We start from the raw sequence: 23478 nt of genomic DNA on the forward strand, positions 1-23478 counted from the left end.
CGCGCGTAGATGTCAGGTAAAGGGGGGTTGGCGGCCCGTTATCGGATCGTCGCATTTCGGCCAGGTGACCCGGCCGTGTCGACCGGGTCACCGACCGTCATGCCAGCAGCGCAGCGGAGGTGAACAGCTCCACTCCGACCTTGATCGCGCCTTCGTCGACGTCGAAGTCACCTTGGTGCAGATCACGCTTTGACGTGTCCCCAACGGGACGGACACCCAACCGCGCCAGCGCGCCCGGAACCTGTTCCAGGTACCAGGAGAAGTCCTCACCGCCGAGGCTCTGCTCGGTGTCCTCGACGGTGTGCGCGCCATAGCGGGCCGTCATGGCGTCGCGCAGCAGCTCGGTGGCGTCCGCCTCGTTCACCACCGGCGGTACGCCGCGGTGATAGGTCAGCTCCCACTTGGCCCTGTACATGGCGGCCACCTGGTCGATCACCTCGTGGACCAGGTCGGGCGCCTCGTGCCAGGCGTCCAGCTCCAGGCAGCGGACCGTGCCCTCGAGCTCGGCGTGCTGCGGGATGACGTTGGCCGCGTGGCCGGCCTCGATGCGGCCCCACACGATGCTCATCCCGGCCCGGGGGTCGATCCGGCGGGCCAGCGCCATCGGGAGTTCGGTGGCCATCTTGGCGGTGGCCATCACCAGGTCGGTGGTCAGGTGGGGGCGGGCCGTGTGGCCGCCCGCGCCGTCCAGGGAGAGCTCCAGCCGGTCCACGGCCGAGGTGATCGGCCCCTGGCGCAGCCCGATCCGCCCGACCTCGACCTTCGGGTCGCAGTGCACGGCCAGGATCCGGCCCACGCCGTCCAGCGCGTCCGCCTTGATGGCGTCCAGCGCGCCGCCCGGCATGACCTCCTCGGCCGGCTGGAACACCAGCCGTACCGGACGCCTCAGCTTCCCCTCGCGCTCCAGCTCCGCCAGCACCAGGCCGGCGCCGAGCACCACCGTGGTGTGCACGTCGTGACCGCAGGCGTGCGCCCGGCCGGGCACCGTCGAGCGGTACTCCACGCGCTTGGTGTCCGGGATCGGGAGCGCGTCGAGGTCCGCGCGCAGCGCCAGCCGCGGACGCTCCGGGTCCGTGGCGCCGATGTCGCACACCAGACCGGTGCCCCCCGGCAGCACACGGGGGCTGAGGCCGGCCTGCTCCAGGCGGGCCTTGACCGCGGCGGTGGTACGGAACTCCTGTCGGCCCAGCTCGGGGTTCATGTGCAGGTCCCGCCGGAACGCCACGAGTTCGGCACGGAGCCGTTCGGGGAGGACGCCCAGCAGGGCGCCGTCGGGTGCGGAGGGAACCGTGGGCGCCACAGGCACGGGATTTTCGGAGGGTTCGGTGGCTGAGTCGTTCACCTCCGACAGGCTAGACCGCATCTGTGCTCCTGATCGCTACATCGCCGTAAATTCATGCCTCGCGAGAAAGAAAAACTCCCCGTTCGGTGCGTACCCCGCCGGGGACAGGGGTATGAACCAGGTTTATCTCTCGCCACTCCATAGTGGCCCAACGATCGCCCAGCCGCGAGGCAACGCCGTGTGAGCGACCCGGAACGGCCCATGACGCGAGCGTGCCACCGCCCCGGCCACGGAGGGTGACGCCGCAGGCTCGTCGCACCCCCGCTCGGCGGTCAGGGGGCTCGCGAAGTGGTGCCGGGGGACCGGGAGACCCCGGTCTTCGCTCACGCTGAGCTACGTCGCGGACGGGCGACGCGCCATGATCCGACCCCGCACCGGCGGGGCGGGAAGGCCACCGGGGACTTTGCGTGATACCGCTCACGCCCGCAGGGCGGCGGCTGACGCGTGGGTGAAGTGGCAAGAGCGGGGGCACGGTGCCGGCTGCTTCCGCGGGACCACTCACCCGGGACGCCGCCCCGGCACGCCCGGCCGCCGGTCAGGTCCGGCTCCGCGGCGCGGCCGATCAGGGCGCGGGCGCAGGTGCGTCCGGGTCGGGGCCCGGTCGGCGCGGCGCGCGGGGTGCCGGCCCTGCGGCGCGCGACCGGGCCCGGCCACCTCTGCACGGCCGCGACGGTGCCGGACGGCGCGGTGCCGTCGGCCCGGGGTCGGCGGAGGTACCCCGACGCGGAAGGCGGTCGTCCTCCGTACCCGAAGCGCCGCACCACCGGCACGGGGTGCGAACGGCGGTCCGGAGCGGGGACGCGGTCGGGAACGGGGATTTCAGACGACCGGGTTCGCGCCCGAGGCCACCGAGGACAGGCCGTGCAGGTCGCGGGCGCTGCCCGTGATCCCGGACAGGAAGCTCTGCGCCCGCGGCGAGGCCTTGCCGGTCAGCCACTCCGGGTCGACGTCGCAGACGGTGATCTTGACGCCGGTGCCCTCCAGAGCGAGCGGCAGGGTGTGCACGACGGTGGAGGGGAAGCTCACGATGGTGTGGCCGATCGGGCCGCGGCGGGCGATCAGTTCCAGCGGCAGGTCGGGCCGGACGATCTGCAGCCCGGTCTCCGCGGTCAGCCGGTGCAGCTTGTCGGCGCTCTCACGGCGGTGCGCGAAGTAGCGGGTGGCACCGTGCGCCCTGGTCAGGGACGCGACGGCGGCCAGATAGCGCTCGGGGTCGACCACCCCGGTCTCCACCAAAGAGGTGCCGACGATGTCGGTGCCGGCGCTGATGGTGGGCGGGCCGAAGCGTGCCCGGGTCCAGGCGAAGCGGTTGGCCCGCACCGCCATCCCGGCGGGAGGCGAGGCGGGCATCGAACTGAACAGCTCGACCCGCCGCCCGGGGCCGGGAGTGAGCCGGCGCCGGGCCGCCGAGGCGAAGCCCCCGAAGGCCGCGTCCACCGGCGAGAGCCGGCGGCCGCTGCGGTGCCAGCGGACGAGCCGGGCGCGCTTGGCGAGCAGTTCGGTGAACTCCATGGTCGCCGTGCCGTCGTCCACGACGGTGATCTCCTTCGCCCGGCTGAGCGGCAGGAGCACCTGCACCAGCCGGGAGAAGGGGTCGCCGAGGACGATCCGCCCCGCGGCCCGCAGGCCCGGGGCCAGTTCGGCGGCGGTGCGCAGCAGCGAACCCCTGGAGGCGCGGGCTTCGCACCAGCGCACCGTGATGCCCTCGTCCATGGCCAGCTCCGCCATACGGCGGAGCTGGCCGCGCGTCATGGGGTCACGCGGGGCGAGGGCCACGATGGTCAGTGGCCGCCCGGGCGCCACCGGACCCGGCACGGACGGGGCCGTCCCGGGTCGCGGCGAGAGCACCGCGGGCGGGTGGACATGCGCCCACTCCAGCACGTTGAGCAGCTGAACGGGGCTCTCCACGAGTGCCAGAGTGCCGCTGTCGCTCATGGATCAGGCCGACACCGACGCCGGCTCGGCGGCGGCCGCGGCCTGGGCCGCCTCCTGCTCGGCGATGACGCCGGGCACGCGGCGCAGCTTCTTCATCGGGCCGAGCTCGCCCTCGTAGACCTTCTTGACACCGTCGCCGAGCGCCTGCTCGATGATGCGGATGTCGCGGACGAGGCGGTCCAGGCCCTGCGGCTCGACGGAAGCGGCCTGGTCCGAGCCCCAGTTGGCGCGGTCGAGGGTGATGTGGCGCTCGACGAAGACGGCGCCGAGGGCGACGGCCGCGAGCGTGGTCTGCAGGCCGATCTCGTGACCGGAGTAGCCGACCGGCACGTTCGGGAACTCACGCTGCAGGGTGTTGATCATCCGCAGGTTGAGCTCCTCGTGCTTCGCCGGGTAGGTCGAGGTGGCGTGGCACAGGATGATGTTCTCGCTGCCGAGCACCTCCACCGCGTGGCGGATCTGCTTCGGGGTGGACATGCCGGTCGAGAGGATGACCGTCTTGCCGGTGGCGCGCAGGGCGCGCAGCAGCTCGTCGTCGGTCAGCGAGGCCGAGGCGACCTTGTGGACCCGGACGCGCTCGAACTTCTCGAGGAACTCCACGGACGGGACGTCCCACGGGGAGGCGAACCAGTCGATGCCCTTCTTGGCGCAGTACTCGTCGATCGCGCGGTACTCGTCCTCACCGAACTCCACCTTGTGGCGGTAGTCGATGTACGTCATACGGCCCCAGGGGGTGTCGCGCTCGATGTCCCACTGGTCGCGCGGGGTGCAGATCTCAGGGGTGCGCTTCTGGAACTTCACGCCGTCGGCGCCGGCCGTCACGGCCGAGTCGATCAGGGCGAAGGCGTCCTCGAGGGAGCCGTTGTGGTTGATGCCGATCTCGCCGGTGACGTAGACGGGCTGGCCGGGGCCGACCAGGCGGTCGCCGATCGGACGGAGGCGGGCGTTGGTGGTGGTCACTGGGAGAGTTCCCTTCGGGAAAGTGAGGGGCCGAGGATCCAAGAGGCGATCTCGCGGATCGCTCCGCTTCCTCCGGGCGTTGCGGTGACGGAGCGGGCGGCGTCCTTGACGATGTCGTGCGCGTTGGCGACGGCCGTGGGCCAGCCGACGAGCCCGAAGCAGCCGAGGTCGTTGACGTCGTTGCCGACGTACAGGACCCGCTCGGGGGCGATTCCTTGCTCCTCGCACCACTGCTTCAGTGCGAGGTCCTTGCGGTCGATGCCGTGGAGCACGGGGACCTTGAGCTTGCGGGCCCGCGCGGCGACGACCGGGTTGGTCTCCGTGGACAGGATCAGGACGGGCAGACCGTTGTCCCGCAGGGCGGCGATCCCGAGTCCGTCGCCGCGGTGCACGGTGACGGTCTCGCGTCCCTCGGAGTCGACCAGCACCGTGTCGTCGGTCTGGGTGCCGTCGAAGTCGAGTACGACCGCGTCGATGTCGTCGCGGGTCGGGCGCGCCGGAGCCCCGGCGGTGTCCTCCGCCGCGGGGGCGGGGTCCAGCAGGGGGGCCAGGGCGCGGGCGCGGGCCAGGTCGTCCGGCTCGTCGATCTCCAGGACCTTGGCGGGGTCGGTGCGCACCAGCGCGGTGTGGCCGAAGAAGCGGTGCCGCGCCTCGCGGAAGCCCGGGGCGCGCATCGCGTAGGCGGCGCCGGTCTCCAGCAGGTCCTGCGGCCGGTCCTGGCGGCGCGGGCGGTGGGCCTTGTCGTGGTTGACCCCGTAGCCGCCGGTCGCGTCCGCCGCGGCGGCGCCGATCCCCTCGGCGGCGTCGCGCCAGACGAAGCCGTGGAAGGGGGCCACGGTCACCGCGGTGTCCGCGCCGTCCTCGACGACGGCGGCGGCCACGCCGCCCACGTCCTCGCTGGTGATGAAGGGGCTGGTGCACTGCACCAGCAGCACCACGTCGGTGCGGCGCCCGGTCCGCTCCTCGTGCGCGTCCATCGCGTGCAGGACCGCGGCCTCGCTGGTCGCGGTGTCCCCGGCGATGGCGGCCGGGCGCAGGACGACCTCCGCGCCCGCGGCGCGGGCCGCGTCGGCGATGGCGGGGTCGTCGGTGGAGACGACGACGTCGGTGACGAGGGCGGCCTCGCGGCAGGCCCGCACGGCGCGGGCGACCAGCGGCAGACCGCCGACCGGGGCGAGGTTCTTGCCGGGTACGCCCTTCGAGCCGCCGCGGGCGGGAATGACGGCCAACACCGTTGGCATGGAGGCTCCTTGCGACTTGGGGGGCGGGTTCACAGCTGGCCCCACCTGCGGATCACGGGCGCGACGCGCTGCACGCCCTGGCGGTACGCGGCACGCGCCGAGTTGCGCGCGATGTCGCGCACGGCCCCGCGCAGCCCGCTGGGCGGGGCGGACTCGGTCGCGGCGCCGGGCAGGGGCTCGCCCTTCGGGTCCAGCCCGTGGCGGGCGAGCACGCCGGGCAGGTAACCGGGCGCGGTGGCGGTCGTGTAGTACGGCGCCAGCGGCGGCAGGGCAGGGGCGGCGGCCAGTTCGCCGACGCGCTCGCGCACCGCCTGGAAGGGGTCGCCGTCGGAGGCGATGCCCTGGGCGCGGGCCCACTGCGGGCGCACCCTCGGCGCCGCGCCGGAGTCGATCTCGTCCCAGGACGCGTAGGCGCCGGAACCGAGGAAGTGGTGGTTGCCCAGCGCCTCGCGGACGCCGAGGTCGGTGAGGACGGCCGTGGGGATGCCGCGGTGCATCGACTCCAGCGCCGCCGTCGAACTCACGGTGACCAGCAGGTCGGTGCGGTCCAGGACCTCGCCCATGTGCCCGTAGACGAGCGAGAGGTTCTTCGGCGGGTCCAGCTTGGACACCAGCTTCTGGTAGGGCTGCTCCTCGATGTGCGTGGTGTGCTCACCGGGCTTGCTGCGCAGCTTGACCAGGACCTCGCGCTCCGGGTGGAAGCGGGCGTGGTCCACCGCGCGACGCAGCAGGTAGGTGCGGTCCCCGCGGTTGTCCGGCACGGAGGGCTGGACGGCGAAGACCACGGTGAACGGCCGGTCGCCGGACGGCTGGTAGGGCTTGCCCTCCAGAAAGGGCAGGGCGGTCTCGACGACCGTCCCGGCGTCGGCGCCGACGCCCTCGTAGACCTCCCGGAAGCGCCGCGCGTCGTGCGCGCTGTTGGCGAGCACGGCGTCGGCGCCGGCCCGCAGCAGGAGGCCGTCGGCGAGCTTCTCGTAGACGACTCCGACGTAGCCCGTGACGACGACCGGGCGGCGGGGGGCGCCCCGCCAGGCACGGGCGAGTCCGTGCAGCATGGCCTGAACGGTGCCGCCGACGCAGGAGAGCACGACGACGTCTGCGGTGTCCCGGGAGGCGCCGGCCAGGAACTGTGCCGCCGTGACCTCGCGCATCGAGTCCGCCGGGATGCCGACCTCCGCCAGCTGGCGCTCGGTCGGGGTCGCCCGGCCGCGGAGCAGGCGGGCGTCGAGCCGCGCCTCCGGGGCGATGCGGCGCGCCGTCAGCGCACCCCATTTCCATCGGGTGTCCGAGTCGGCGAGGACGGTGACCCTGAGCGGGCCGTCGGTACTTGCTGGCACGTCGCAGACGCTAGGAATGGATTTCGAGCGGGCCTCCAACACCGCACCAACGGTTGGTTAACAACGCGCCGCCGAATGAAGACCCGGTTGCCCCGGGCACCCGATTCACTGTTCCTTCGATTTCCGTTCATCTTGCGGTGGGGGAGGCTTCAGGGTCGGGGACCAGGCCGCCTCATAGGGTGCGCCGCGTGGTCAAGCTCTCCGTCATCGTCCCGTTCTACAACGTGCAGGCATTCGCCCCCGACATGGTGAAGAGCCTCCGCGCGAATTCCCGCGCGGATTTCGAGTTCATTCTCGTGAACGATTGTGCGACGGATGACACCCCGGCGATTCTCGAGCGCGCGCTGCCCGACCTGCCCGGGGCGCGACTCGTCTCCCACGAGCGCAACGGCGGGCTCGCCACCGCCCGCAACACGGGCATCGACGCCGCCCGGGGCGAGTACCTGACCTTCCTGGACGGCGACGACTGGCTGGCCGACGGCTATCTGCCGTGCCTTCTGGAGGCCATCGAGACCCTCGGCACCGACTTCGTGCGCACCGACCACGTCGTCTCCCACGGACGCAAGCGCACCATCGCCCGGGTGCCGCACGGCCGCCGCGGGGTCGCCCTCGACCCGCGCGAGGCGATCCTGCCGGCCGACCGCACGACCTGCGTGGACTACCCGTACGCCTGGGCCGGCGTCTACCACCGGCGGCTGGTCGACGCGGGGCTGCTGCACTTCCCCGACGGGCTGCGCACCGCCGAGGACCGGCCGTGGATCTGGCGGCTGCACCGCGAGGCGAAGTCCTTCGCGGTCGTCGGCCTGCTGGGCGTCTTCTACCGGCGCGGGGTCGCCACCTCGCTCACGCAGATCGGCGACGTACGGCAGTTGGACTTCATCCGCTCCTTCGACCAGGTCCTCGCCGAGACCGCGGCGGACCCGGACGCGGACCGCCTCCTGCCCAAGGCGGTGCGCACCTACTGCGCGGTGATCGCGCACCACCTGGGCGCCATGGGCCGCTACGAGCCCCAGGTCGCGCGCGCGCTGAAGGCGATGAGCGCGGCGGCCCTGAAGCGGATGCCCCAGGAGATCCTGAACGAGGTGCTGGACACGATGGACATGCGGCGCAGCGTGCTGCTGCGCCGCACACGCAGGCGCCTCGGCGCCGCCGGGACGGTGGCCGCCTGATGCCCAGGACCCAGGTGATCCTCGCCTCGACGCTGTCCGGCGCCGCCACGGTGGCCGCCGCGTTGGACGCCGGGCTCCTCGCCCCGGCCGACCGCAGGCTGCTGCTGGTCAGCAACAACGCCGCCGTCCCCGAGACCGCGCCGGCGCTCGACACGGCACCGGGCTTCGCGGCGCTGCGCGACCGCTTCGGCCGGGTGCTCTCGTGGAACGACGCGATCGCCCCGCTGCACCCGTCGGGCTGGTCGCCCCGCCCGGACGACGCGCCGATGTGGGAGCGGTACCTGCGGCGGCTGTGGGACCTCGGCGAGGACGAGGTCGAGTTGGTCGTCGAGTCCCTGCACACCGACCCGGCCCTGGCCCTGGCCGGCGTCTTCCCCGGCGCGCCCCTCGAGGTGTACGCCGGCGGACTCATGGCCTACGGCCCGACCCCGAACAAGCTGGAACCGCTGGTCACGACCAGGGTCAACCGGGTGCTGCACCTGGATCTGGTCCCCGGGCTGCGGCCGCTGCTGCTGTCGGAGCACGGCGTCCCCGCCGAAGCCGTCCCCGCGGACGCCCTCACCGGCGTCGTCACCCGGATCGCGGAGCACGACGAGGCCGCGGCCCCGCTTCCGGAGGGAGGCGCGCTGCTGCTCGGCCAGTACCTGTCGGCGCTGGACGTCCTCACCGCCGCCGAGGAGGAGGAGCTGCACGTCCGCATGGTGCGCGGCGCCGTCGCGGCGGGTCACCGGACGCTGGTCTTCAAGCCGCACCCGGCGGCGCCCGCGCACTGGTCGCGCCTGCTGGAGCAGGAGGCACGCACCCTGGGGGCGGAGCTGACCGTCGCCGGGGGGCCGGAGCTCGCCGAGGCGCTCTTCGTACGGACGCGTCCGCGCCTGGTCGTCGGCTGCTTCTCCACCGCGCTGTTCACCGCGTCCGCCCTGTACGGGCTGCCGGTCGCGCGCGTCGGCACGGGACGGGTCCTGGAGCGGCTGTCGCCCTACGACAACGGCGAGCGCGTGCCCGCCACGATCGCCGACCGGCTCCTGCCGGACCTGGAGGGCCCGCAGGCGGTGGAAGCCTGGCGGCCGCCCACGGTGGAGCGGGTGGAAGCCGAGCTGGTGCCGCTGCTGCGGGCCGTGGGCTACTGCATGCAGCACCAGACGTACCCCCACCTGCGCGAGGACGCGGTGCGCTATCTGACGGGCGGCCTGGACGGCGGCACCTGGCGCTACTTCAGGCGGCGCCGGCTGGCGTCCCTGGGACTGCCCGGGGCGGTGCCGTCCCACCTGGCGTTCCTGCCGGCCAACCCGGCGGTGCGCAGGGTCGCACGGCGGATCAGGCACGTCGCGTCCCGCCGCTGACCGCGGGCGCCGGGCCGCGAGGGGCGCCGGGCCGCAGTACGCGTCGGCGACGGGGGTGCCGACGACCGGACATGACGAGCGCGTGGGTGACGACCGCGCACCGTGGGGGCGAGGGTCCGCTCGATGCCCGCGACGCGCAGCCCGGTCTCGAAGCGCGCGTCGCAGTGGTCGAGCCTCTCCCGGCCGGCCTCGCCCCCCAGCGACGCCCGCGGCGCTGGGGGGCGGCGTTGCCCGCGCACACCGCACCGGGCCCGGGAGCGCGGTCCACCGCAGAGGGCCTGTTCGTGATCCGTTCGGACGGCTACGACGGCCTCGCCACGCGCGAACCTGAGCGTGTCACCGCCTGGCTCGCCCGCTTCGCCGGGTGGGTCAGAACGCGTCCGCGGGGGCGTACGTCCCCCAGACCTCGCGGAGCGCGTCGCAGACCTCGCCCACCGTTGCGCGGGCACGCAGCGCGTCCCTCATCGGGTACAGGACGTCCTCCGTGCCCTCGGCAGCCTTCCGCAGCGCGGACAGCGCCGTGTCCACGGCCCGCCCGTCGCGCCCGGCGCGCAGCGCGGCCAGCCGCGCCACCTGCGCCTCCTCGATCGCCGGATCGACGCGCAGCGGCTCGTAGGGCTCCTCCTGCGCGAGCTGGAAGCGGTTGACGCCGACGACCACCCGCTCCCCGCCGTCGGTCTCCTGCGCGATCCGGTAGGCGTTGCGCTCGATCTCGGACTTCTGGAAGCCGCTCTCGATCGCGCTCACGGCCCCGCCGAGCTCCTCCACCTTGGCCATCAGCTCCAGGGCTGCCGCTTCGAGGTCGTCGGTCATCGACTCCACGGCATAGGACCCCGCGAAGGGGTCGACGGTGGCCGTCACGTCGGTCTCGTACGCGAGGACCTGCTGGGTGCGCAGCGCGAGCCGGGCGGACTTCTCGGTGGGCAGCGCGATCGCCTCGTCGAAGGAGTTGGTGTGCAGCGACTGCGTGCCGCCCAGCACCGCCGCCAGTCCCTGGACGGCCACCCGCACCAGGTTCACCTCCGGCTGCTGGGCGGTGAGCTGCACTCCCGCGGTCTGGGTGTGGAAGCGCAGCATCTGCGACCTGGGGTTCCGCGCCCCGAACTCCTCGCGCATCACACGGGCCCAGATGCGGCGGGCGGCACGGAACTTGGCGACCTCCTCCAGCAGGGTCGTGCGCGAGACGAAGAAGAAGGACAGCCGCGGCGCGAAGTCGTCGACGTCCATGCCGGCGGCGAGGGCGGTGCGGACGTACGCGATGCCGTCGGCGAGCGTGAAGGCGATCTCCTGCGCGGGCGAGGCCCCGGCCTCGGCCATGTGGTAACCGGAGATGGAGATGGTGTTCCAGCGCGGGATCTCGGCGCGGCAGTAGCGGAACAGGTCCGCGACCAGCCGCAGCGACGGCTGGGGCGGGAAGATGTAGGTGCCGCGGGCGATGTACTCCTTGAGCACGTCGTTCTGGATCGTGCCGGTGAGCCGGTCCGCGGGCACCCCCTGCTCCTCGCCGACGAGCTGGTACATCAGGAGCAGCAGGGCGGCGGGCGCGTTGATCGTCATGGATGTGGAGACCCGGTCCAGCGGGATCCCGCCGAACAGCACCCGCATGTCCTCGACCGAGTCGACCGCCACGCCGACCTTGCCGACCTCGCCGTGGGCGAGGGGGGCGTCGCTGTCGTGCCCCATCTGGGTCGGCAGGTCGAAGGCGACGGACAGGCCCGTGGTGCCGTGGGCGATCAGCTGCCGGTAGCGCCCGTTGGACTCGGCCGCGGTGCCGAAGCCCGCGTACTGGCGCATCGTCCAGGGCCGGCTGGTGTACATCGTCGGGTGCACACCGCGGGTGAAGGGGTAGCCGCCCGGCTCGCCGAGCCGCTCGGCCGGGTCCCACCCGTCCAGGGCGTCCGGGCCGTAGACGGGCTCGATCGGCAGACCGGATTCGGACTCGCGTGCCATGCATCAGCCTCCAGCGACTCGGTCCCCTTCCCACAGTGTGCGGCGAACAGCGCACGCGCCGGTGCAACTACATGCCGGGAAAAACAGTCAAAGGGTGTACCGACTCATTTCCAGGGGGATGACGTGGAACTCATACGCGTCGCAAGATCACGCGCGGCGACCGCCGCCGCCGCGGTTCTCACCGCGGCACTCCTCGCCGGCTGCACGGCCCAGGCGAGCGAGCCCACCGCCGGGCCTTCCGTGCCGCGGGAAACCGCCGGTTCCGGGACGAGCCCGACGGCCGACCCGACGGCGAGCCCCACCGCGAGCCCCAGCAGCGCGCCGAGCACCGGCGCTCCCTCGCCGACGGCCTCGGCGTCCGCTTCGGCGTCCGCCACGAAGAAGCCCCAGACCCACCGCACTCCGCCGCCGGTCGTCGTCATCGCGCGGGGCAGCAGCAGCGCGAAGGTCCGCGAGCTGCAGGCCCGGCTGAAGCAGCTCGGCCTCTTCGGACGCATCCCCACCGGCTACTACGGCGACGTCACCGCCACCGCGGTGCGCGCCTTCCAGTCCCGGCACAAGCTGCCCGTCTCGGGCAGCGTCACCGACGTGACCTGGGCGAAGCTGCGCTCGGTCACCCGGCAGCCCACGCGCGCCGCCATGTACCCGCCGGCCAGCAACGCGGTGGCCAAGCTCGACCCGCGCTGCATGACCGGCCGCGTGCTGTGCATCAGCAAGACCAGCCGCACGCTGGCCTGGGTCGTGGGCGGCACGGTCGTCTCGGCGATGGACGTCCGCTTCGGCTCCCAGTACACGCCCACCCGCGAGGGCACCTTCAGCGTCTTCGCCAAGAGCCGGAACCACGTGTCGACGATCTACCACACGCCCATGCCGTACGCGATGTTCTTCAGCGGCGGCCAGGCGGTGCACTACTCCGCCGACTTCGCGGCCCGCGGCTACGCGGGGGCCTCGCACGGCTGCGTCAACGTGCGCGACCGGGGCAGGATCGCGGCGCTCTTCGACCAGGTGCGGATCGGCGACAAGGTCGTCGTCTACTGGTGAGCCCGGGCCAGCAGCCCGTCCAGCGCCCGCCCGAACAGCAGCCGGCCGGCCCACTGCGTGGGTCGGTCGAAGGCTCTGGGCAGCGGGCGCACCCGCACATCCTCGCGCCAGACCACCCGGGAGCCCCCGTCCTCCCCCGGCCACACCTCGATCTCGGCCCAGCCGAGGACGGTCCTGCCGCGCTTCTCCAGCCGGCAGCGCCCGGGGCGGTCCGCGTCCGGCGGCTCCCAGCGCACAATCTCCATGGGGTCGTCGACGGCCACCCGGCCGAGGCCGGTGCGTGCCGTGAAGGACCGCTCTCCCGTGACGACGGCGGTGGTGAGAGGGACCAGCGCGGCATGGCGTTCCCAGTCGGTGACCCGGCGCCAGGCCTCGGCGGCGGGGAGCGGACAGCGCCGCTCGATGCGGAAGACCACGCTCCCGACCATACGCCGACACCAGTGCGGCGCTACGCGAGGACGCGGGCGGAGCGGGGGGAAGGCGCTCCGCCCACGTCCCTCGTTGGGGGCCCGGGCACAGGGTGACCGGGCGACCCATCGACCGATGACCAGTCGGTCTACTGGTTACAGCGCGCGGGGGGCGGAAAGTGTCACACCCCGGGCTCTGCGGCCGCGGGGGACGGACGTGGGGCACGGTGCGAGGAGCGCAGGACGCCGACAGGCGTCACTCGCCGGCGGTGCCGCTCGGGACGGGGTCCTCCTGGCGGTCGTGCCCGGGAGGAGGAGCCTCGTGACGACCTCCGCCGTCCCGGGAGTCGTCGTCCGCCGGCGCCTCTTTCTTCTCTTTCTTTTCGGTCTCCTCGGCCTTCTTGGCCTTCTCGGTCTTCTCAGTCTTCTCAGCGGTGTCGGCCGTGTCGGCTTCACCGGCCTTGCCGGCGTTGCCGCTGGTCCCGGGGTTGCCGCTCTCGCCGAGGAGCCCGGCGCAGTAGCGGCGGATCGTCCCCTGGCCTCCGCCCGCCGCCTCGCGCAACCGCTGGTAGACCTGCTCGTCCACGTTCTTGTGGTGCCGGCCCGCCGCCTCGAAGGCGCGGCACAGCGCCGTGTGGTCCAGGGCCGGCGCGGACGGCGGACCAAAGGAGTGGCCGGGCGCGACGGTGCCGTGGGTGTCGCGGGTGCCGTGCGTGCCGCCGCCCGTCGGGCGGTCGTGTCCGGGGTCGGGGCTGGCGGAGGCCGACAGTGCGGTAGGGGTCGGGGACGGCGAAGCGCTGACCGGGACGACCGGGGCCGCGACCTGGGTGTGGGCCGGGGCGGGTGCGGGGCGGTCGAGCAGGGCGGGCAGCGCGCCGGCCGCGGCGGCCGCCACGCTCATCCCCGCCACCGCGGCGGTCGCGACAAGCGTTCCCGTCAGCGATCGGGAGCGCCGGGCCGTGCGACTCCACCTCTTCCTCACCGCACCGGCACCGCCGACGGCCGGCCGGGCATCGGCCGCGCAGAGGCGGACCGCCGCGGGGGCCGCCGCGAGCGCGTCGTCGCCGCGAGCGGCCCGGAAGGCGGCGACGGCCGCCTCCTCGCGTTCCGGGTCGATGGGCGCGGGAGCGGCCGCGGCGGCCAGCAGCCCCGCCAGGGCGGCGGCGCGGTCGTCGCGCCAGACCCCCTCGGCCGGGTCGTCACCGTGGGCACCCCGCAGCAACCGCTCGGCGGTCGCGTCGTCCAGCCAGTCGTGTCCTCGGTTATCGCTCATCTCATGTCCTCAAGCGTTCGGGACGCCGAAAACGTCACACGTGACGCCCCGCCGTCGGAACCGAGCACCTCGGCGAGACGGCGCAGGCCGCGACTGGCGGCCATCCGCACCGCGCCCGGCCGTTTGCCCACGACCTCGGCCGCCGACCGGGAGTCCAGACCCATCACCACGCGCAGCAGCACGGCCTCGGCCTGGTCCCGGGGAAGGGCGGCGATGGCCTCCAGGGCGGCGGCGCTGCCCAGCGCGGCGACCGCCTCCTCGGCGGTGTCCGAGACGGCCGGCCGGTCGAGCAGCTCCTCCACCCCGGCGGCGGCGAGCGGACGGCGGCCCGCCGCCCGCAGATGGTCCAGCGCCCGGTTGCGGGCGACCCGGGCCGCCCAGCCGCGCACCGCGTCCCCGTCGCCGCGGAAGCCCGGCAGGTCGCGCGCGATCTGCAGCCACGCCTCCGAGGCCACGTCCTCGGCGTCCCCGGCGCCGACCAGTGAGCGCACGTACTGCAGCAGTTGCGGCTGCACCGCTCGGTACACGAACCGGAAGCCGTCCTCGTCCCCTTCTTGCGCCGCGCGTACCGCGGTCGCCAAATCCACGTTCGGGCCTCCCCCTCGGTCGCGACCATCCTGCCCCATCGTGGGCGCCCACGGGGCCCCGGGGGCGGCTACCCGCGGGTCACCAGGGGTGGGGAATCGGGCCGGCGACTGCGGAGGGCCGGGGCACGCGCCTCCCCTGCGCGCCCGCCGTGGCACGGACGGAACCCGGGCCGTGCGGGTGGCCGGGAAACAGCGGTCGGACCGGCCGGCGGAAACGGTGGCCGCATACGGCTCGGGGCAGCCCGGAGCAGCGTCTTTCCCCCGGCGCGTCCGCCCGGGGCCGCCGTTGTGGATCATGCCGAACCGTCGCCCCACGGGGGCCTCGCGACGAGGGGTGTGACATTTTCGGCCGCGCCGGCGCTTTAACCATCAGAGGCGGCCGGAGACGCTCCTGTGGGGGGAGGCGGACCTCCGGCCGCTTCACTTGTCGCGCCCCGCGGCGTCATCACACCTGTGCGCGCCCCGTGGCGCCGCTCAGCCGGCCCGCTCGGCGAGGGCGGTGAAGGCGGGCCAGCTCAGGGCGGGCGGACCGGGGTCCCAGAGCTTCTGGATGAGCGCGCGCAGCGGCATCCGGACACCGGCCGCGACCTCGTCCTCGGTCTGCGCGTCCGCCTGATCGCACCAGACGGCCAGCCGCGCGCCGAGGATGCGGTCCGGTCCCGCGAGCCCCGCCGGCACGGTGCGGTCCCGGTAGACGACGGCCGGGGTCCACTCCTCGTAGATGCGCTGCCCGCTGGGGTAGGGGAAGTTCCCGGGCGCGCCGAGGACGTAGTAGAGGTACCAGGAGTTGAGGTTGAGCAGCTGCCGGCCCTCGCGCAGATACTCCTCGGGCAGGCGTCCGCGCAGTTTGTTGCTGGACCAGTAGGCCACGACGCGGTCCGGGTCCGCGGCGACCCGGGCGCCGTCGGTGAAGCCGTCGTTCCACGCCTCGGCGCGCTTGCCGAGGGAGCGCAGGGTGGCGGCGCGGTCGTTGAGCCAGCCCGCCGCCGCGTCGGCCACCCCGGCGTCCGGGCCGTAGCGCTCGCGCGCGTACGCGGCCAGACGCGGGAAGGACGCCTCGGGGTCGGCCGCCGTGAGCGGGCGGTACTCGTCGCCGCCGATGTGCCAGGAGGTGCCCGGGAAGAGCGGCGCGTACTCCTTGAGCAGGTCGTCGACGACGGCAGCCGCGCGGGGGCTGGAGACGTCGAGCGTCCCGGGTGCGGGCGTGCCGTCCGCGGAGCGCAACTGGAGGTCGGGGTGGGCGTCGAGCACGGCGCCCATGTGGCCGGGGCTGTCGATCTCGGGGACGACCGTGATGTGCCGCCGCGCGGCGAGGTCGACCACGGCGCGGACGTCCTCCTTGGACAGGTGGCGGGCCGAGACGACCTCGGGGTGGCTCTCGCTCTCCACACGGAAGCCCTGGTCGTCGCTGAGGTGCAGATGGAGCTGGTTGTACTTGAGGTCGCCCAGCTCGCGGACCCTGGCCTCCAGCCACTCACGGCTGAAGTGCTTGCGCCCGATGTCGATCATCAGCCCGCGTTCCGGGCGGTCGGGGCGGTCGTTCACGGTGCCGGCCGGCACGCGCCCGGTGGAGCGGACCGCCTGCAGGAGGGTGCGGGTGCCGTAGAAGACCCCGGTGTCGGTGCCGGCGCGGAGTGTCACCCCGTCGGCCGAACTTGTCATCTCGTACGACTCGGGTCCCGCATTACTCCGTTCGAGTGAAAGTGAGATGTCCCCCCGCTCCGCCGGCCCACTGGCGTACGGCCGGCGCAACTCCTCCGCGAGCAGCCGCGCCTCGTCCTCCACGGCACTCCCCGCGGGCGCCACCACGCGGGAGCCCGGCCCGGGGACGAAGGCGGCGACGCCGGCGGCAGGAGTGAAGGAGCGGACGGCGGGGATCGAGGGGAACCCGTCGGACGCGCCCGCCGCACCCCCGGGGGCAGCGGCCGCCCCGGGCGCGGCGAGCGCCGGACCCGCCCCGAGCACAACGGTCAGTACGGCCGTCACCGCGCACCCCGGCGCACGTTTCGCCCGCATCTGCCACATGATCCGAACGTATGCCTGTGGTGCGGATCCCGCCGCGCGGACCAGGGGAAGACGTGCATGTTCGTTCCCGTACGAGTGAAATTCGCGCATCCGTCGTACAGGGCCGAACATAGGCCGATACGGTGGTCGTCACCCACCGTCCCGCTGTGGTTCACGCCGCGCAGTCGCCTCGCGGTTCCCCCCACCGCCGACCCGTTCCCTCCCAGGAGCCCACCGCTGTCCAGCGACACCCCTGCCGTCCCGCCGACGCCGCCGACACCGGCGCACCTGCCCGCGCAGTCGCGCGGGCGGATGCCCCGGCCCGCCCCGGTCGGCCGCCCCTCCCGCCCCGGGCTCCCCCACGGCCTGCGGCAGCTCAACGAGCTCTCCCCCGAAGCGGCCGAGGCCATCCTGCTGACCTGCTGCGGCAGTCGGCGCTGGGCCCGCCGCGTCGCCGCGCACCGCCCCTACCCCGGCCTGGACACGCTGCTGGCCGCCGCAGACGAGGCCGCCTACGACCTCGCCCCCGCCGACCTCGCCGAGGCCCTCGCGGCCGAGGCGTCCGGCGCCCCGCCGGACTCCGCCCCCGCCCGCGGCAGCCTCGCCGCGTACACGGCGCTGCGGGCCGCGCAAGCCGCGTACGAGGCGCGCTTCGGGCACGTCTTCGTGCTGTCCCTCGCCGGGGTGCACCCCGGCGAGTCCCTCGACCGGATGCTGGCGTCGCTCCGGCAGCGCCTGGGCAACGACCCTGACGAGGAACGGGTCACGGCCGCCGAGGAACTGCGCCGCGTGACCCGGTCCCGCCTGGCGCGACTGGCCCACGCGGACGCGGAGGACGGGCCGGAGGTTCCCCGCCGGTACACCCACCCGTGCGGGATCGATCACACCTGAAGGACCCGGCAGGACGCAGCCGACAAGCCGTCGCTACGATGGCCAGGGCCGGTGGACCGTACCCGGCCGGGCCGACCGACCAACGAAGCCGGCAGGCCCCACATCCGCTCCCGGAGGGTTTTTTCCGTGCCGGCTGGAACGTTGTACCGCGGCCGGGAAGGCATGTGGTCATGGGTGGCTCACCGAGTCACCGGTGTCCTCATCTTCTTCTTCCTGTTCGTCCACGTCCTCGACACCGCACTGGTGCGGGTCTCCCCCGAGGACTACGACAAGGTCGTCAACACCTACAAGCAGCCCATCGTCAGCCTGCTCGAGTACGGGCTGGTCGCGGCTGTCCTCTTCCACGCTCTGAACGGCCTGCGCGTCATCGCCGTCGACTTCTGGTCCAAGGGGCCGAAGTACCAGAAGCAGATGCTGTGGACGGTCGTCGGAATCTGGGTCGTGCTGATGATCGGGGCCATCTACCCCGTCCTCGGCCACGCCGCACGAGTGCTGTTCGGGAGCTGAGCGAAGCCATGTCCCCAACCGACCACGTGGAGCTCAGCTCCTCCAGCGCCGCCTACGGACCGGACAACCCGGCCCCCGTCATCGAGCCGCCGCGCGCCCGGACCAAGCGCACCCCGCGCAGCACCCGGACCAACTTCGAGATGTACGGCTGGCTCTTCATGCGCCTGTCCGGCATCGTCCTGGTCGTCCTGGTCCTCGGCCACCTGCTGATCCAGCTCGTGCTGGACGGCGGCGTCACCAAGGTCGGCTTCGCCTTCGTCGCCGGCCGCTGGGCCTCGCCGTTCTGGCAGACCTGGGACCTGGTCATGCTGTGGCTGGCGATGCTGCACGGCGGCAACGGCCTGCGCACCGTGATCAACGACTACGCGGAGCGGGACACCACCCGGTTCTGGCTGAAGATGCTGGTCTACACCGCGACCGCGTTCACCATCATCCTCGGCACGCTGGTGATCTTCACCTTCGACCCGAACATCCGCTAGCCAGGGCTGGACAGGGAAGCGACCCCTCATGCAGATCCACAAGTACGACACCGTCATCGTCGGCGCCGGCGGCGCCGGCATGCGCGCCGCCATCGAGGCGACGAAGCGCAGCCGCACCGCCGTGCTGACGAAGCTCTACCCGACCCGCTCCCACACCGGCGCCGCCCAGGGCGGCATGGCCGCGGCCCTCGCGAACGTCGAGGAGGACAACTGGGAGTGGCACACCTTCGACACGATCAAGGGCGGTGACTACCTGGTCGACCAGGACGCCGCCGAGATCCTGGCGAAGGAGGCCATCGACGCGGTCCTCGACCTCGAGAAGATGGGCCTGCCCTTCAACCGCACCCCCGAGGGCCGGATCGACCAGCGCCGCTTCGGCGGCCACTCCCGCAACCACGGCGAGGCCCCGGTCCGCCGTGCCTGCTACGCGGCCGACCGCACCGGCCACATGATCCTCCAGACGCTGTACCAGAACTGCGTCAAGGAGGGTGTGGAGTTCTTCAACGAGTTCTACGTCCTCGACCAGATCATCGTCGAGGAGGACGGCGTCAAGAAGTCCGCCGGCGTCGTCGCGTACGAGCTGGCCACCGGCGAGATCCACGTCTTCCAGGCCAAGGCCGTGGTGTACGCCTCCGGCGGCACCGGCAAGTTCTTCAAGGTCACCTCCAACGCGCACACCCTCACCGGTGACGGCCAGGCCGCCGTCTACCGCCGCGGGCTGCCGCTGGAGGACATGGAGTTCTTCCAGTTCCACCCGACCGGCATCTGGCGCATGGGCATCCTGCTGACGGAGGGCGCCCGCGGTGAGGGCGGCATCCTCCGCAACAAGGACGGCGAGCGCTTCATGGAGAAGTACGCGCCGGTCATGAAGGACCTCGCCTCCCGTGACGTCGTCTCCCGCGCGATCTACACCGAGATCCGCGAGGGCCGCGGCTGCGGTCCCGAGGGCGACCACGTCTACCTCGACCTGACCCACCTGCCGCCGGAGCAGCTGGACGCCAAGCTCCCGGACATCACCGAGTTCGCGCGGACCTACCTCGGGATCGAGCCCTACACGGACCCGATCCCGATCCAGCCGACCGCGCACTACGCCATGGGCGGCATCCCCACGAACGTCGAGGGTGAGGTCCTGTCGGACAACACCACCGTCGTCCCGGGCCTGTACGCCGCCGGGGAGGTCGCCTGCGTCTCCGTGCACGGCGCCAACCGCCTCGGCACCAACTCGCTGCTGGACATCAACGTCTTCGGCCGCCGGGCCGGCATCGCCGCGGCCGAGTACTCCGCGGAGCACGACTACGTCGAGCTCCCCGAAGCGCCGGAGCAGTTCGTGGTCGACCAGGTCGAGCGGCTCCGCGCCTCCACCGGAGGCGAGCGGGTCGCGCAGCTGCGCAAGGAGCTGCAGGAGACCATGGACGCCAACGTCATGGTGTTCCGCACCGAGCAGACCATCAAGACGGCCGTCGAGAAGATCGGCGAGCTGCGCGCCCGGTACAAGAACGTGTCGATCCAGGACAAGGGCAAGCGGTTCAACACCGACCTGCTCGAGGCCATCGAGCTCGGCAACCTGCTCGACCTCGCCGAGGTCATGGCGGTCTCGGCCCTGGCCCGCAAGGAGTCCCGCGGCGGCCACTACCGCGAGGACTACCCGAACCGCGACGACGTCAACTTCATGCGGCACACGATGGCGTACCGCGAAGTGGGTGCCGACGGCACCGAGTCGATCCGGCTCGACTACAAGCCGGTCGTGCAGACCCGCTACCAGCCGATGGAGCGTAAGTACTGATGAGCACCGCGACCCTCGACAAGGTCGAGGCCCAGGCCTCGCCCTACATCACGGTCACCTTCCGGATCCGCCGGTTCAACCCGGAGATCTCGGACGAGGCCACCTGGCAGGACTTCCAGCTGGAGATCGACCCCAAGGAGCGGGTCCTCGACGGCCTCCACAAGATCAAGTGGGACATGGACGGCTCGCTGACGTTCCGCCGGTCCTGCGCCCACGGCATCTGCGGCTCCGACGCCATGCGCATCAACGGCCGCAACCGGCTGGCCTGCAAGACGCTGATCAAGGACATCAACCCGGACAAGCCCATCACCGTCGAGCCCATCAAGGGCCTGACGGTACTGAAGGACCTGGTCGTCGACATGGACCCGTTCTTCCAGGCCTACCGGGACGTGATGCCCTTCCTCATCACCAAGGGCAACGAGCCGACCCGCGAGCGCCTGCAGTCCCCCGAGGACCGCGCGCGCTTCGACGACACCACCAAGTGCATCCTGTGCGCCGCGTGCACGTCGTCCTGCCCGGTCTTCTGGAACGACGGCCAGTACTTCGGCCCGGCGGCCATCGTCAACGCCCACCGCTTCATCTTCGACTCGCGTGACGAGGCGGGCGAGCAGCGGCTCGAGGTGCTGAACGACAAGGACGGCGTGTGGCGCTGCCGCACCACGTTCAACTGCACCGACGCCTGCCCGCGCGGCATCGAGGTCACCAAGGCCATCCAGGAGGTGAAGCGCGCGCTCATCACGCGTCGCTTCTGATCCCCTCCCCCGAGGCTCCCCCGAGGGCTCCGCGCCCGGTTTCCACCGGACGCGGAGCCCTCGGGCGTTCACGGGTTCAGCGCCCGAAGGATCTGCTTGCGGGTGGCCGTGTGCTCGACGCAGCCCGCAAGCCTGCGCAGCTCGTCCCGGCCGGCGCCGCCGTCCAGCCGGGCCAGGGCGCGTATGCCCGCACCGGCGACGACGGTCTTGACCGAGGGCCGTTCGACGAGAGCGCCCAGGACGCGGACGGTCTCGGGGCGGGGCGGCACGGTGGGGGACGACAGCAGCCAGGCCAGGCCCCGGACGGCGGTGACGTTCCAGGGGTCGCGGGCGCCGTGGGCAGCGAGGGCCAGCCAGGCGGTGGCGGTGCGGCGTACCGCCTCGGGGTCGATGCCGTCGAGGACCGCGGCGGCCGTCCGTTCCCAGCGCGCACCGGGGGTCGGCCCCGCGGCACGCAGATGCGGGATCAGTTTCCGCCAGGGGTCGCCGAGTTCCGGCAGCTCCGCCAGGACGCGGTCGGACCAGGGCTCACCGGGGTTGAGGGGCGGCTCGGGGACGCGGTCCAGGAGGAGTTGCGCCCAGCCGAGGCCCATGTGCGCGGATCTGCGCAGCAGGCCGACGACCTCGCCGGACAGCGGCCGCCCGGCGTCCAGCAGGGCCTCGGCGAGGGTGGGCACGTCGTCGCTGGTCTGCGACCACCAGAGTTCCGCCGCCTGGCGTTCCAGCATGCCGTTCCACCGCGCGCACCAGGAGTCCTCGGCGAAACCGCGGGAGACAGCGGCGAGTAGGAGCCAGAGCCTCTCGTGTTTCTCCGGCACCTGCTGCGACGCCTCGAGCTGTCGGACGAGGAGGTCGGCCAAGGCCATGCGCCGCTGCCTGGGCATCGCGCGCAGCCGGGACACGGCTCCGTGGCCCTCGTCCCAGCCGGCGGCCGGCTGCAGGAGTGCCTCCGCGAGCTCGGAGAGATCCCCCTCCGCCGCGAGCCGGGCGATGAAGGCGATCCGTCCCTCGTCCTCCCACGGCGAGCATTCGGGGGTCCGCACACGTTTCACAGCCGCCTCACGATCGTCGGGTCGGTGATCTCCGTGTCGCGGGCGAGGAGCAGCGCCTTGGCGAGGATCACCGGCAGCATGGAGTCGCCCTCGAAGGGCAGGGGGCCCGGGACCGTGCCGGGGCGCGTGCGCGGGACGACGCAAAGGTGGCGGTCGCCGGGGGACACCAGGACATCGCCGGAGCCTATGTGGATCCCATAGGTGTGCCGGTCGCCGCGGACGCGCAGGAAGCGGTCCTCGACGGCGCAGCGGCCGGCGACGGCCAGGCGCGGCACGAGGTGGGAGAGCACCTCGCGGCGGGTCTCGCCGCAGGGCGTCAGCCCGGCGGAGACATAGGACGTCCAGTAGGCCCGGAAGCGGCCGTCGGGGCCGCCGTCCTGCCAGGTGGGGTCGTTGCCGATGCCGGCGGCCCCCACGAAGAGGTCCACGTCGCGCAGGACCTCGCTGAGGACGAGCGGCGGGACGTCGGCGAGCGGGAGCGGGTCGGCCCGCTCCCCGGGGGCGTCCAGGGGGCGGAAGCACACCCAGTCCGCGCCGATGTGCGCCGGGCCGTCGCAGCGGCCGGGGCCGCCGTCTTCGGCGTCCCCGCCGACGCCGCTGAACCGCAGCTCCGCGCGCAGTCCCCACCGCGGGAGCTCCCGCGTGGCGGGCGGGAAGGCTCCCTCCGCCGCCGGAGGAGGGGAGTACCTCCACCCGCGGGCGGTGGCCAGCGCGGCGAACCGCTGCCGCCGCAGGACGTGGCGGGCGGCCAGGAGGCGTTCGGCGTCTGCGGGGCCGTAGACCTCGCGGTGGGCCTGCGCGAAGGGCTGGGTGACGCCGTGCCGCTCCAACCACTGCCGCCAGGCCGTGATCTCCGCGCGCTCGCGCCCCAGCGGGTGCCACAGGGCGACGGCGGCCTCCCCGCCGGCGCGCACCGGCCGGCCGTCCAGGGTGCGCAGGCCGTCCGCTGCCCAGCCGCAGGCCACGCCGTCGACCGTCCACAGCAGCCGCCGGGCGAGGGCGCCCAGCAGCGGGTGGTCCGCGACGTCCCTGCGCCACACGGCGTACGGCCAGGCGGACCGCTCGGAAAACCGCCGGTCCAACCGGGCGGCCTGCGCCGCCAGTGCCCGGTCGATGTGCCCGACGGCCGCTCTGAGCCGCGTCAGCTCTGCCGCGTGGTCACGCCGCACGCCGCCGGGGGCGCACCGCAGGGCCCTGCCCGCAGCGTTCCGCCACTCCAGCGCCGCCCGTCCGTCCCGGATGACCAGCTCCGCGGTGACGTCGCCCAGTCGCTGCGCCACCCCGAGCCCGTACCCGGGCACCGCCGGCCCCTCGACGTCCTCCAGCCTCATCACGCTCACCGTCCACCCCCATGCGGCGACCCACACGTCCCCCGTCCCCGCCGAGCGTAGGGCCGCCCTCCGACAACGGGTCCCGAGGCGTCCC

General features: G+C 73.2%; 20 protein-coding genes. 8 read left to right on the forward strand and 12 right to left on the reverse strand.

Features of this window, described 5'->3' with window-relative positions; all coding sequences use genetic code 11:
- Window positions 1-97: 97 nt before the first annotated feature.
- From ACRWND_RS13150 to ACRWND_RS13170, 5 genes are all read right to left on the reverse strand, one after another.
- Complete coding sequence (locus tag ACRWND_RS13150) at window positions 98-1363, reverse strand: M20 family metallopeptidase (protein WP_431948903.1); 1266 nt, start codon at window positions 1361-1363, stop codon at window positions 98-100.
- A 798-nt stretch (window positions 1364-2161) separates the two neighbouring features.
- Window positions 2162-3277: a hypothetical protein gene (locus ACRWND_RS13155; protein ID WP_431948904.1), complete on the reverse strand. Its 1116-nt coding sequence runs from the start codon at window positions 3275-3277 to the stop codon at window positions 2162-2164.
- A gap of 3 nt (window positions 3278-3280) precedes the next feature.
- Complete coding sequence (locus tag ACRWND_RS13160) at window positions 3281-4237, reverse strand: N-acetylneuraminate synthase family protein (protein ID WP_431948905.1); 957 nt, start codon at window positions 4235-4237, stop codon at window positions 3281-3283.
- Window positions 4234-5478 carry a cytidylyltransferase domain-containing protein gene (locus tag ACRWND_RS13165; RefSeq protein WP_431948906.1) on the reverse strand — a complete coding sequence of 415 codons (1245 nt, stop codon included), beginning with the start codon at window positions 5476-5478 and terminating at the stop codon, window positions 4234-4236. Before ACRWND_RS13165 ends, ACRWND_RS13160 begins: the two co-directional genes overlap by 4 nt.
- Window positions 5479-5507: 29 nt before the next feature.
- A complete protein-coding gene (locus ACRWND_RS13170; RefSeq protein ID WP_431948907.1) occupies window positions 5508-6815 on the reverse strand; it encodes a DUF6716 putative glycosyltransferase in 1308 nt (435 codons plus the stop codon).
- Between the two features lie 188 nt (window positions 6816-7003).
- On the opposite strand from ACRWND_RS13170, the gene ACRWND_RS13175 reads away from it, so the two are divergent.
- Window positions 7004-7984 (forward strand): glycosyltransferase family 2 protein, encoded by a 981-nt coding sequence (locus tag ACRWND_RS13175; protein ID WP_431948908.1) that lies wholly within the window; start codon window positions 7004-7006, stop codon window positions 7982-7984.
- On the forward strand, window positions 7984-9327 hold the full coding sequence (locus ACRWND_RS13180) for a polysialyltransferase family glycosyltransferase (RefSeq protein WP_431948909.1): 1344 nt from the start codon (window positions 7984-7986) through the stop codon (window positions 9325-9327). Before ACRWND_RS13175 ends, ACRWND_RS13180 begins: the two co-directional genes overlap by 1 nt.
- A gap of 369 nt (window positions 9328-9696) precedes the next feature.
- On the opposite strand, the gene ACRWND_RS13185 is transcribed toward ACRWND_RS13180, so the two are convergent.
- Window positions 9697-11277: an acyl-CoA mutase large subunit family protein gene (locus ACRWND_RS13185; protein WP_431948910.1), complete on the reverse strand. Its 1581-nt coding sequence runs from the start codon at window positions 11275-11277 to the stop codon at window positions 9697-9699.
- A gap of 123 nt (window positions 11278-11400) precedes the next feature.
- On the opposite strand from ACRWND_RS13185, the gene ACRWND_RS13190 reads away from it, so the two are divergent.
- Window positions 11401-12318 (forward strand): peptidoglycan-binding protein, encoded by a 918-nt coding sequence (locus tag ACRWND_RS13190; RefSeq protein ID WP_431948911.1) that lies wholly within the window; start codon window positions 11401-11403, stop codon window positions 12316-12318.
- On the opposite strand, the gene ACRWND_RS13195 is transcribed toward ACRWND_RS13190, so the two are convergent.
- From ACRWND_RS13195 to ACRWND_RS13210, 4 genes are all read right to left on the reverse strand, one after another.
- The gene (locus tag ACRWND_RS13195; RefSeq protein ID WP_431948912.1) at window positions 12309-12746 is read right to left on the reverse strand and encodes an SRPBCC family protein; all 438 of its coding nucleotides are present in this window, start codon (window positions 12744-12746) and stop codon (window positions 12309-12311) included. The genes ACRWND_RS13190 and ACRWND_RS13195 overlap by 10 nt on opposite strands.
- Window positions 12747-12981: 235 nt before the next feature.
- Window positions 12982-13998, reverse strand: coding sequence for a hypothetical protein (locus ACRWND_RS13200; protein WP_431948913.1), 1017 nt, complete (start codon window positions 13996-13998; stop codon window positions 12982-12984).
- Window positions 13995-14585, reverse strand: a complete 591-nt coding sequence (locus ACRWND_RS13205; RefSeq protein ID WP_431948914.1) for an RNA polymerase sigma factor — start codon at window positions 14583-14585, stop codon at window positions 13995-13997. Before ACRWND_RS13205 ends, ACRWND_RS13200 begins: the two co-directional genes overlap by 4 nt.
- Window positions 14586-15059: 474 nt before the next feature.
- Window positions 15060-16601, reverse strand: coding sequence for a family 20 glycosylhydrolase (locus ACRWND_RS13210; RefSeq protein ID WP_431948915.1), 1542 nt, complete (start codon window positions 16599-16601; stop codon window positions 15060-15062).
- 300 nt (window positions 16602-16901) lie between these two features.
- Here ACRWND_RS13210 and ACRWND_RS13215 point away from each other — a divergent pair, with 300 nt between their 5' ends.
- The 5 genes from ACRWND_RS13215 (at window position 16902) to ACRWND_RS13235 (ending at window position 21001) form a co-directional block, all read left to right on the forward strand.
- Window positions 16902-17480: a 2-oxo-4-hydroxy-4-carboxy-5-ureidoimidazoline decarboxylase gene (locus ACRWND_RS13215; protein WP_431948916.1), complete on the forward strand. Its 579-nt coding sequence runs from the start codon at window positions 16902-16904 to the stop codon at window positions 17478-17480.
- A gap of 126 nt (window positions 17481-17606) precedes the next feature.
- Complete coding sequence (sdhC, locus tag ACRWND_RS13220; protein ID WP_078620037.1) at window positions 17607-17987, forward strand: succinate dehydrogenase, cytochrome b556 subunit; 381 nt, start codon at window positions 17607-17609, stop codon at window positions 17985-17987.
- An 8-nt stretch (window positions 17988-17995) separates the two neighbouring features.
- Window positions 17996-18466, forward strand: coding sequence for a succinate dehydrogenase hydrophobic membrane anchor subunit (locus ACRWND_RS13225; protein ID WP_431948917.1), 471 nt, complete (start codon window positions 17996-17998; stop codon window positions 18464-18466).
- Between the two features lie 28 nt (window positions 18467-18494).
- Window positions 18495-20249 (forward strand): succinate dehydrogenase flavoprotein subunit, encoded by a 1755-nt coding sequence (gene sdhA, locus ACRWND_RS13230; RefSeq protein ID WP_431948918.1) that lies wholly within the window; start codon window positions 18495-18497, stop codon window positions 20247-20249.
- A complete protein-coding gene (locus ACRWND_RS13235) occupies window positions 20249-21001 on the forward strand; it encodes a succinate dehydrogenase iron-sulfur subunit (RefSeq protein WP_431948919.1) in 753 nt (250 codons plus the stop codon). The genes sdhA and ACRWND_RS13235 overlap by 1 nt, the downstream gene beginning before the upstream one ends.
- Before the next feature lie 68 nt (window positions 21002-21069).
- Here the strand turns inward: ACRWND_RS13235 and ACRWND_RS13240 are convergent, their stop codons facing one another.
- The gene (locus tag ACRWND_RS13240; RefSeq protein ID WP_431948920.1) at window positions 21070-22044 is read right to left on the reverse strand and encodes a hypothetical protein; all 975 of its coding nucleotides are present in this window, start codon (window positions 22042-22044) and stop codon (window positions 21070-21072) included.
- Between the two features lie 5 nt (window positions 22045-22049).
- Window positions 22050-23384 (reverse strand): DUF4132 domain-containing protein, encoded by a 1335-nt coding sequence (locus tag ACRWND_RS13245; protein WP_431948921.1) that lies wholly within the window; start codon window positions 23382-23384, stop codon window positions 22050-22052.
- Window positions 23385-23478: the final 94 nt, after the last annotated feature.

The sequence above is a fragment of the Actinacidiphila sp. bgisy167 genome (assembly GCF_965342175.1).
Taxonomy (GTDB): Bacteria; Actinomycetota; Actinomycetes; order Streptomycetales; family Streptomycetaceae; genus Actinacidiphila.